The organism is Microbispora siamensis (assembly GCF_016863095.1).
GTDB classification, from domain to species: Bacteria; Actinomycetota; Actinomycetes; order Streptosporangiales; family Streptosporangiaceae; genus Microbispora; species Microbispora siamensis.
Genome location: NZ_BOOF01000106.1, coordinates 1 through 1,756, shown reverse-complemented (window position 1 = coordinate 1,756; position 1,756 = coordinate 1). Strand labels below are relative to the sequence as shown.

Genomic DNA, 1,756 nt, shown 5'->3' with positions numbered 1-1,756 from the left:
GTACAACGGCGTCCAGGTCACCGACGTGGCCGTCGACAAGGTCAAGAACTGGGTCGACAACCGCACCTTCGAGACCTACGCCGCGGCGGACAAGGCCCGCAAGGACCTCGAGCTCAAGACCACCGGCTGGGCCGGCGAGATCGTCCCCGTCAAGGATGACGTGCACTTCGCGGACAACAAGAAGGAGTCCTGGAAGAAGGCCGTCGCCATCCCCGACTGGCTGAAGTGCCTGGCCGGCGGTCAGACGAAGGCGGACGCCGAGGCCCTGGTCCGTGGCGCCAGCTCGGAGTGGACGGACCGGAGCGGACGGGCGGGCATCGTCATCACCCGCGTCAACCGCGAGGAGTTCGGCAACGGTGGCGACCACTGGTCGGCCGACGACACGACCTTCTACTTCAAGAAGGACAACGGCTTCTACAAGGCCACCTTCTGGGCGCTGTACGACCTCGACTACAAGCTGCGCGGCAAGCTGGTCGACATCGCTCTGAAGGACGTCGGCACCCTCGGCGCCAACGTCGGCGGCCAGGGCCTGGCCTACAACCAGAAGATCGGTTCCCCGGTCTTCGTCTTCGGTTACCCGAGCGGGTCGCACCCGGACGGCAACTACGCCTTCACCGGCAAGACCCTCAAGTGGGCCTACGGCAAGACCTTCAAGGCCGCCGCTCCCGCGATGAAGGCCGAGGAGCTCGTCGGGATCAAGTCCTCCTTCACCGGCGAGGGCTCGATCGGCTCGTCCTGGCTGTACCGCTACAGCAGCACCAAGCGTCTTGGTTACCTCAACGGTGTGACCATCGCGGTCTCCGACACCGACGGCAACAAGCGCATCGACACCAGCGTCTCCCCGTACTTCGACGGTGAGACCCTGGCCGTCTACCAGTACGCCGCGAAGTTCGCTTCCGGCAAGATCGTCTGAGACTAGCTCCCTGACGGTCTGACTGGACCACAGAAAAGGGCCCGGATGGCATGTCCATCCGGGCCCTTTTCCTGTTTCCACAACCGGTGCACGACCACTGCGTTCGACGCTGTCGACAGCGGTCGACCGGAGAGACCGGCTTCGAGCCCGGCCGAGGTGATGCGGAGGGCATCGAGCGAGGTGAGGGCGCCGAGCCAACCACCGCCGAGAACGCGCCTCCGACGAGCCACCGGGCCGGCGAGCGGAGGTGGAGTCACAGCGGGTCGGGACGGACAGGATGATCGTCCACACTCGGCTACGAGGTCCTCCCGAGTAGTGGCCGGGAAGGTCATGGCCGGCTGAGATCGGATCGCGGAGAAGCACGCGCGCTCCGTCGTATTCGACGTCGGCCAACCGCCCGCCTTCTGAACTTGCCCACGCTTTCCAGCGATCGAGTCCCCGGGTGAGGGTGATCCGGTGTGGCACGAGCCGGCGGAAGACGACGCGCGTGTCGGGGTCCCCGCCCGGCCCTCGGAGCCCCTGTCGCTGTGCCGGCTCGACCGTCATGGGCTGGTTCAGGCCGCCCCACCGGGCGGCCTTCCTTGCGCCCGCCTCCCGGGTGCCCACTGCCTGGTGTGACCAGTTTCGACGAGATTGGACCCTTTTCCGTTTCGTCCCAAACTGTGATTTGCATCACACAGCGTCTTGAACCGTTCCATTACCCAAAGTAAGGAAGGCCAGAGACCGCCGTAGGTGATCAGCCAAAACGTCACGGAGGCCACTGGACGCGGCCACGACCCTGCCTTCCCGGCCGGAGAACGAAGGCCGCGATACCTCTTACACCGCCCTTATTCCTCCTATACC

1 pseudogene is annotated in these 1,756 nt (G+C 65.4%); it reads left to right on the top strand.

Annotated elements, in window-relative coordinates:
• Positions 1–913: pseudogene (locus Msi02_RS42645) on the top strand (hypothetical protein); the annotation flags it as partial.
• Between the last annotated feature and the right edge of the window lie 843 nt (positions 914–1,756).